Origin of the sequence: Aerococcus sp. NPDC058936 (assembly GCF_042741995.1) — a bacterium.
Classification (GTDB): domain Bacteria; phylum Bacillota; class Bacilli; order Lactobacillales; family Aerococcaceae; genus Aerococcus.
On record NZ_JBHYKZ010000001.1, the window covers coordinates 151048 to 159485 of the forward strand.

Annotated in this window: 9 protein-coding genes; 6 read left to right on the forward strand and 3 right to left on the reverse strand. The window is 39.1% G+C overall.

The window, feature by feature from the left end:
• Nucleotides 1–84: 84 nt before the first annotated feature.
• The 3 genes from ACFW0C_RS00695 to cspD all read left to right on the forward strand — a co-directional run bounded on the left by ACFW0C_RS00695 (nucleotide 85) and on the right by cspD (nucleotide 3025).
• Entirely contained in the window at nucleotides 85–1761 is a 1677-nt protein-coding gene (locus ACFW0C_RS00695) for a formate--tetrahydrofolate ligase (RefSeq protein ID WP_378104472.1), read from the forward strand.
• 171 nt (nucleotides 1762–1932) lie between these two features.
• Entirely contained in the window at nucleotides 1933–2637 is a 705-nt protein-coding gene (gene radC / locus ACFW0C_RS00700) for a DNA repair protein RadC (RefSeq protein WP_268403453.1), read from the forward strand.
• Nucleotides 2638–2824: 187 nt separating this feature from the next.
• Nucleotides 2825–3025, forward strand: coding sequence for a cold-shock protein CspD (gene cspD, locus ACFW0C_RS00705; RefSeq protein ID WP_290491314.1), 201 nt, complete (start codon nucleotides 2825–2827; stop codon nucleotides 3023–3025).
• Here the strand turns inward: cspD and ACFW0C_RS00710 are convergent.
• Nucleotides 2956–3372: a tyrosine-type recombinase/integrase gene (locus ACFW0C_RS00710; RefSeq protein ID WP_378104473.1), complete on the reverse strand. Its 417-nt coding sequence runs from the start codon at nucleotides 3370–3372 to the stop codon at nucleotides 2956–2958. The genes cspD and ACFW0C_RS00710 overlap by 70 nt on opposite strands.
• Between ACFW0C_RS00710 and ACFW0C_RS00715 the strand changes: the two genes are divergently transcribed.
• Both ACFW0C_RS00715 and ACFW0C_RS00720 read left to right on the forward strand, forming a co-directional pair.
• The gene (locus tag ACFW0C_RS00715; protein ID WP_378104737.1) at nucleotides 3314–3568 is read left to right on the forward strand and encodes a hypothetical protein; all 255 of its coding nucleotides are present in this window, start codon (nucleotides 3314–3316) and stop codon (nucleotides 3566–3568) included. The two genes, ACFW0C_RS00710 and ACFW0C_RS00715, sit on opposite strands and share 59 nt — an antisense overlap.
• Nucleotides 3569–3841: 273 nt before the next feature.
• Nucleotides 3842–4963 (forward strand): AI-2E family transporter, encoded by a 1122-nt coding sequence (locus tag ACFW0C_RS00720; RefSeq protein WP_378104475.1) that lies wholly within the window; start codon nucleotides 3842–3844, stop codon nucleotides 4961–4963.
• A 783-nt stretch (nucleotides 4964–5746) separates the two neighbouring features.
• On the opposite strand, the gene ACFW0C_RS00725 is transcribed toward ACFW0C_RS00720, so the two are convergent.
• Both ACFW0C_RS00725 and ACFW0C_RS00730 read right to left on the reverse strand, forming a co-directional pair.
• Complete coding sequence (locus tag ACFW0C_RS00725) at nucleotides 5747–6475, reverse strand: hypothetical protein (protein ID WP_378104477.1); 729 nt, start codon at nucleotides 6473–6475, stop codon at nucleotides 5747–5749.
• On the reverse strand, nucleotides 6476–7042 hold the full coding sequence (locus tag ACFW0C_RS00730) for a class I SAM-dependent methyltransferase (RefSeq protein ID WP_378104478.1): 567 nt from the start codon (nucleotides 7040–7042) through the stop codon (nucleotides 6476–6478).
• Between the two features lie 196 nt (nucleotides 7043–7238).
• Between ACFW0C_RS00730 and ACFW0C_RS00735 the strand changes: the two genes are divergently transcribed.
• The coding region (locus ACFW0C_RS00735) for a glucosaminidase domain-containing protein (protein ID WP_378104480.1) at nucleotides 7239–8438 on the forward strand (1200 nt) is incomplete at its 3' end.

Below are 8438 nucleotides of genomic sequence, written 5' to 3' on the forward strand. Positions count from 1 at the left end.
GTCCTTTTTCAAGAAAATATTAGATTTGCAGTCAAGTATGCTAGAATATAATGAGAAAATGATGTCATAGAAAGAGGTTTTGTCATGTTAACAGATATTCAAATTGCACAACAAAATGCGTTGGCACCGATAAGTGAAATTGCTGAAAAAGTTGGTTTTAATGTGGACGATATCGATTTATATGGAAAATATAAGGCCAAGGTACCTGCAAAAACCTTGGAAAAAATTGAATCGAATGAAAACGGCAAGTTGATTTTGGTGACAGCCATAAACCCGACCCCTGCAGGTGAAGGGAAATCGACAACTACAGTCGGTTTAGGGGATGCTTTGAGTCAGCGCGGCAAGTCAACCATGATCGCCTTACGTGAGCCTTCGTTAGGGCCAACTATGGGGGTTAAGGGTGGTGCTGCCGGTGGTGGTTACGCGCAAATCCAACCGATGGAAGATATTAACCTGCATTTCACAGGTGACATGCATGCCATTACAACAGCCAATAATACCTTATCTGCTTTAATCGACAACCACATCCACCAAGGGAATGAGTTGGATATCGACGTCCGTCGGGTGACTTGGAAGCGGGCGGTTGACTTGAATGACCGGGCTTTACGTGAGGTTACAGTGGCCTTAGGGGGCATTGGGAACGGCTTCCCGCGGCAAGACGGATTTGACATTACCGTGGCATCAGAAATTATGGCGATTTTATGTTTAGCGACAGACTTAGAAGACATGCGTGCGCGGTTTGCTCGGATTGTTATTGGGGAAAACCGCGACCGTCAGCCAATTACTGTAGCTGACTTAGGTGCTGAAGGGGCTTTAACCTTGGTCATGAAGGACGCAATTGCGCCGAATTTAGTGCAGACTTTAGAGCATACGCCAGCTTTTGTGCATGGGGGGCCTTTTGCTAATATCGCCCACGGTTGTAACTCAGTTGTGGCGACACACGCAGCCTTGAAATTGGCGGATTATGTGGTAACTGAAGCGGGGTTTGGGGCTGATTTAGGGGCCGAAAAATTCATGGACATTAAAGTGCCCGTACTTGGAAAAGCGCCGGATGCAGTCGTTGTTGTGGCGACCATCCGTTCATTGAAAATGCACGGTGGCGTTGCAGTGAAAGACTTGAATGCAGGAGAAAATGTTGAAGCGGTGGCGGCTGGCTTTGCCAATCTGCAAAAACATATTGAAACCATGCAAAAGTTCCAAGTACCAGTGGTTGTTTGTGTGAATGAATTTGTGACGGATACCGAAGCGGAAGAACAGGTTGTCTTAGATAAGTGTACTGAACTTGGGGTCGTTTGTGTGAAATCATCTGTATGGGCTGATGGTGGCCAGGGTGGTTTGGACTTGGCGGACGCTGTCGTAGCTGCAATTGACGGGAATGACCAGGAATTTAAAGCGACTTATGCTTATGAAGCAACGAATTTAGAAGAGAAAGCCCGTGCCATTGTGCAGAAAGTTTATGGCGGACGTGATGTTGTCTTTTCTAAGAAAGCGCAAAATCAAATGCGTCGTTTCGAGAAAAATGGCTGGGGTAACTTACCAATCTGTATGGCGAAAACCCAATATTCACTATCTGATGATCCGAAAGCTTTGGGTCGACCAGAAGACTTTGATGTGACAGTACGTGAATTGGTGCCAAAAATTGGGGCTGGTTTTATTGTGGCCTTGACGGGCGATGTGTTAACGATGCCAGGCTTGCCAAAACATCCAGCAGCCTTGGATATGGATATTAAAAAAGATGGAGAAATCACTGGCTTGTTCTAGGATTTTCTGTGACATCGGTCGAAATTACAAGTGAATTGAGGAGAATGCGTGTAACGAAAGTTGCACGTTTTTCTTTTTGTCAAAATAAATGAAATCTGATTTCTATTCATATTTAGATTGGTCAAGTTAGCACTTTTTCCACGTATAAATATGGTAGAGGGGTGTGAATGAATGACTGAAAATCAAGTGTTATTAAAGACAACCATACATGAGCTGCCAGAGGAGATTAGGCCGAGGGAACGTTTGATGACCCACGGGGCGGAATCGTTAACTATGTATGAGTTATTGGCTATTGTGTTGCGGACAGGGAACCGGAGTTTGAACGCCATTCAATTGGCTATGAAAATTATCCAGCATTTCGGGACGAGATATGATTTGCGTACGGCTTCTTACCATGATTTAATCCAGTTGCCAGGTGTTGGACCAGCTAAGGCGGTTGAAATACAGGCCGCTATAGAGTTTGGTCGGCGCTTATATCAATCTAACCAGGAAAAATTGGGCGTGATTATGTCAACAAAAGATGCGGGGAATTATTGTATTGAGAAGTTGAAAGACCTGCAGCAGGAAAATGTGATGGCCTTATATCTAAATACAAAAAATCAAATCGTTAAAGAGAAGACCATATTTATAGGCTCGCTCAATGCTTCAGTTGCACATCCAAGGGAAATTTTTAAAGAAGGGGTTCGAGCGTCTGCTGCGCGAATTATTGTCGCCCACAATCATCCGTCCGGTAATCCGTCGCCTTCTCAGGCGGATATTGATTTTACTAGACGGTTGGCTGAGGTGGGGGATTTGATTGGCATCGAAATATTGGATCATATCATTGTAGGTGGCGATGCTTTCTTAAGTTTACAGGAATATGGTATTTTTGAATGATAAAAATAACTTTACTTATTAATAATCATTGCTAAAAATATTTGTCCATGTTACAATAAAGTAAGAATTTTTGGATAGGTAAAAAGTTATACATTTTTAAAAGTGCTAAGCACTTAAAAGTTTTACTCGAGCCGTGCAAGAATTACTAAAGAAATATGTGCATGAGCACGAGGAGGATTCTATTATTATGGAACAAGGTAAAGTTAAATGGTTTAACGCAGAAAAAGGTTTTGGATTTATCGAACGCGACGGCGCTGACGACGTATTCGTTCACTTCACAGCTATTCAAGGTGAAGGTTTCAAATCTTTAGAAGAAGGTCAAGAAGTTTCTTTCGAAATCGAAGACGGAAACCGTGGACCACAAGCAGCTAACGTTGTTAAAGCGTAATCAAATAAGATTGATATGGCGGGGTTTATAAACCTCGTCTTTTTTTTGTATCTAAAATTCGATGCCATAAAGGGAGCGCTAGGGAGCATAAAGGGAGCAAAATATATCTGAAAGCTATGTAATTTATCTGCAATGTCTTGCTCCATCTTTTCGGTAATGTGTAAATAAATATTATCAATCATTTTAGTATTAGCATGCCCAACTTGTTTAGCTATCGTATCTTTATCTATTCCTTGTTCAACTGCCAGACTGACATAAGTATGTCTAAAGATATGTGATGTCAAATGCTTGTTAGGAATTTGTATTTTATGTAATTCGGTATTTAAAAACTTAGGCCGTCTAGGCAACCCAGCACCACACGTTTATTTAATTAAGACAAGCGTTAAAGGTACGGTGGCAATCTATGCGGGACCAGGAACTGGCGCTACTATCACAGGTAAGGGTGGTTCAGTATCTAACACCACCAAAAAACTATACTTACCAGCAAGTGCTTATACTTGTCGTGTGTATCGTGTAAAAGGACCTTTTACAGTTGGCAATTAGATCCATCTGTTAACACCTAAGAAATACGGTGGGTTGACTTACAATATCGTTGGTAACCCAGCTAAAGATATATACTTAATTGACACAGACGTGAAAGGACGAGTGGCGATTTACGCTGGGTCAGGAACTGGTGCGACAGTTAAATAGTTTTAAATTAGTAGAGGTAGTGGACTTAATTGTCTGCTACCTCTTTTTCTGCAAATATCATTCGCTCTGTATGGATTAATGGTAATATAAGATAATATTATATAAAAAAATTTAGAGGAGGCGCTTATGTTTACGCGATTCAAGCAGTCCAAGTTGTTTTTTTGGACAGTGGAAATAGTCTTAACGATTATTGGCATTTATTTTATTTCACAAATGGCCAACATTTTCAAACCGCTGATTGGGATGGCTTCGGCAATACTTCTGCCATTGATAGTTGCAGGTTTTTTTTATTATATGTTTGATCCAATCGTTGTTTTTTTAGAGGAAAGAGGTGGGGTGCCAAGGGTGATTGGATTTCTCCTATCATTTATTGTGGTGGTCTTTGCTGGTGCTCTAATATTGCTGAATGTAGTTCCTAAAATGATTGAACAAACCACTGAGCTAACACAAAATTTACCAATCTATGCTGAGGAAACAGGTCGTTGGTTAAATGAACTTTCAAATAAGGAAGAGTTTAAAAACCTGAATTTAGTTGAACAGTTGAACTCAGCAAACCTATCGATTAATAATTTAATCAGAGTTGGAGTCATCAATGCAACCACTGGGTTGTCACTAATCGTGGGATTTGCAATGAATTTTCTTGTGCTGTTGTTCACAGTGCCATTTATTTTGGTTTTCATGTTTAAAGATGGACACGGTTTTTTAGATGCTGTTTCAAAATTCTTCCCGTTAACGATCCGTAAGGAGCTACGGCAAACGGTACGTGAATTAAACGAGACGTTGTCTGCTTACATCAGCAGTACGGTTTTAGATGCGTTTATTATTGGAATTTTAAGTTTTTTAGCGATGATGATCTTTAAACAACCCTATGGACTACTGTTGGCTATTTTTTGTGGGGTTACGAATATTATTCCGTATGTTGGACCATTTATCGGTGCAGTGCCGGCGGTGATAGTAGGACTTTTTATTTCACCATTACAAGCATTGTACATGGGGCTATCGATCTTAGTTATCCAACAGTTGGACGGTAATTTGATCAAGCCACTATTATTTGGTAAGTCCATGAATATCCATCCTCTGACCATCATTTTACTATTGATTGGGGCTGGAAGTATTGCAGGCATCTTGGGCATGCTAATCTGTATACCGGTATATGCCGTCATAAAGACGTTAATCATCAATATTCATAAGATTTATCAAATCCAGAAAAAGAGGAATTTGCAAGAATACCCTAGAGAATGGAAATAAAAATAAGGAAAAATCTTTAAAATAAGTTATATTATATAGGAGCTTTGCTCCCAACTTAGCACAGTAAAGCTCTTACTTCCTATTCGGAGGTAGGGGGCTTTTTTTGTGTTTCCTGTTATAATATGAAATTAATATCTAAGTCAGTGGTAGATATCAATTTTAGTATTCCTAATTTTCTAAATAAAAAAGGATATAGCCAGAAGTTTGACTATATTCGTTATACGCATGCTGGTGATTGCCAGTTGATGTTTATGTGTTGTTTACCAATGATAATAATTTTATACTCTATATAGAAGAAAACACTTTACATATCTATCAAAGCACTGGTAAACATTTAGCTAGCGATGTGCTGGAGCATTTTGATTAGGGAGCATAACATGGAGTAGAAAGGGAGCAAATTTACTAAATCTTTTCTACTCGTAGCTATGCTTAGTGAAATTTCTTTACTATTAAATACCCATTTCTATGCACTTTGATGTTTGGTTATAACATTATCCTGAAAGAAATCGAAGACGGAAAGCGTGGGCCACAAGCAGCTAACGTTGTTAAAGCGTAAATCTAATTTAAATTTTAACAATTAGGGCAACAGCCCACCAGACTAGTTAAACATCTGTTTACCTAGTCTTTTTTTCGATATAGATTTTCTATATATAGAAAATCTATATCTTTTATGTCCTAGAAGCATCAAAAAGCTAGCATTCATTACCAAACACGCTAACAATATCACAAAAGCCCGCTTTGCTATGGTGCTTACAACCATTCAAAGCGGGCTTTTTTCAATTACTATGCTTTCTTTTTAAGGAATAAACTGTAAATCATCATCACTAATGAAATGATGATTAAAGCGATTGTTTGACCATTCAATGAATCCGGAATAATGAAGCTTGCAGCGATAGCGATGATTAAGACGGTGACTGCAAAGCTTGCCAGTAATCTCATCATTCTTGCTGAATTTGATTTTTTACCAGCGATTTCTACGCCTTCAGAACGGTAATCCATGAATAAGCTAGACAACCAGGAGAATACTGCAAAGTAGAATAGGAATTTGATAAGGCCTAAACCGGTTAATAAAACTTGCGCGTTAGCCATTTCTACAATGTTTTGCATGATAACCATTTCCATTGCGATGAATAATGGGGGCAATACTGGCAGTAGGTTATGCGTGCCAATCACTAAATGAATCAGTAACCATTGTAGGAAGAGTAATCCTTTTGCCAAAATAGTTACGGGACTAAAAACTAACATAGCGAATAGGGCCACTTCGACCACACCTAAGACGATCATGTTCTTAATGAGTGTGAGTTCTTTTTGCTTAGAAAATAATAAGTAGACCTGTGTAAGTAAAAATTGCCAGAATATTAATAGTAGAAAATTTGTCCAGTTAATCGTGTTGACTGCTTGTAATGTTATGAAGGCAGGGACCGCCATGAGACATACGAGTAAGACATGGAAAATTGCTGGAACAATAATTTGGCGGTTTTTACTACCGGCTATGGATTTGATTGCTGCCATTTATTGTCTCCTTTCAACGATAAATAATCGTGGAGGTAGGTTTTTTTGGTTCAAAAAATTGAACATAGCTACATTATAACCTTTTTGGTCGCATTTTTCGAGATAAGATTGAACCGCTTCGAATTCTTCCATACCACCCGGATGACCAACATATGAAGCAATCAGTAACAAACCCATCTTATCCAAACGTTCAAGGACTGTTTGGATGGCTTTAACAGTGGTCTCTGATTGGGTAATGATCTCCTTATCACCGCTAGGCAAATAACCAAGGTTGAAGATGGCTAATTGTAATTTTTCATCGCTTGGAATGACTTGGTTTAATTCGCTATGGTTTTTTACAAATAACTTTGTATTTTTAAATTTTGCCTCTTCAGAAAGGCGTTTTTCAGCGAATGCAATCGCCTGTGCTTGTATGTCTAAGCCGTAGACGATACCTTCTTTACCAACTAGTTGTGAAAGTAGCAGGGTATCGTTCCCTTTACCCACCGTCGCATCTAATACATGGTCGCCTTTGTGAACTTTTTCCTTCATAATTTGATGTGTCACGGTAACAATATTTTGAAACATTTCATACCTTCTTTCTATAATTAATAGCTTAATCTACCGTAGGGTTTTCAGTAAACAATATTACACTAATATTACAAATATTAAATAATAACATCAACACAAATTAAGTCTTTCTTAATAAAATTATTTTCGATAGAATTTAGGTTGTGAAAGTTTAGTTTTTTTGACAATTAAAAAATTACAAGGGGGAGTATAATTGGTTATTGAGGAAAATAAAGCAGGGTCGCGCAAATCGATTGCGTCAATTTCCAAAAAAACAGCAACTTTAGGGGCCATCGTTTTAGGGTCTGCTTTTGCTGTATCAAGTTTAAGTGCAAATATCGATATGCCAACAGTAAAAGCGAGCGAAGGGACGACAGTTACTTTTGCATCAACCAATAATGCTTTCTTAGATAGCATCATTCCAGATGCTTATAAGCTAGCAAATGATAACGACTTGTATGCTTCAGTAATGATTGCTCAAGCGATTTTAGAGTCTAACTGGGGTGTATCAGGTTTATCAGCAGCACCATACTACAACTTATTCGGGATAAAAGGGACATACAACGGTAAGGGTGTAACTTTCTACACACTAGAAGATGATGGTTCTGGAAACTACTACCAAATCAGAGATTCATTCCGTGATTACCCATCTTATAAAGAGTCATTAACTGACTACGCGGATAAAATGGTTAACGGTGTAACTTGGGATTCTGAATTCTATTCTGGTACTTGGAAATCAAATACACGCTCATACACAGATGCGACTGCTGCCTTAACTGGTACTTACGCAACTGATACCCGCTATGGTGGTAAATTAAACAACTTGATTACGACACATGGTTTAACACAATACGATACACCTGCTGGTTCAACTTCAGGTACATCTGCATCAGTTTCAGGTGCAACTACAAACTTATCCGCACAAGGGACAACATCATCTACAAATGGTGGGAAATCTTATACTGTTAAAGCTGGTGACGGTTTATACACTGTAGCACGTGCTTTAGGTGTAACTGTTGCAGAGGTTAAGGCGCAAAATGGCTTAACTTCTAACTTGATTCACCCAGGCCAAGTATTATCTGTAGCTTCATCTAGCGCATCTTCATCGTCTAGCTCAGCAAGCACAGAAACAGCAACTAACACTAATTCATCTTCAGCATCTACATCAGGTAAATCATACACAGTTAAATCTGGTGATGGTTTATACGCTGTAGCGAAAGCCTTAGGTATTTCAGTATCAGAAGCACGTTCATTAAACGGTGGTTCTGACTTAATTCACCCAGGCCAAGTATTTAAAGCAGGTCAGTCGACGACTTCTACATCAAGTTCGTCTTCTTCATCAAGCGCAAGTGCAAATACTGGTTCATCTTCAGCATCTACATCAACTGGTAAGTCATACACAGTTAAATCTGGC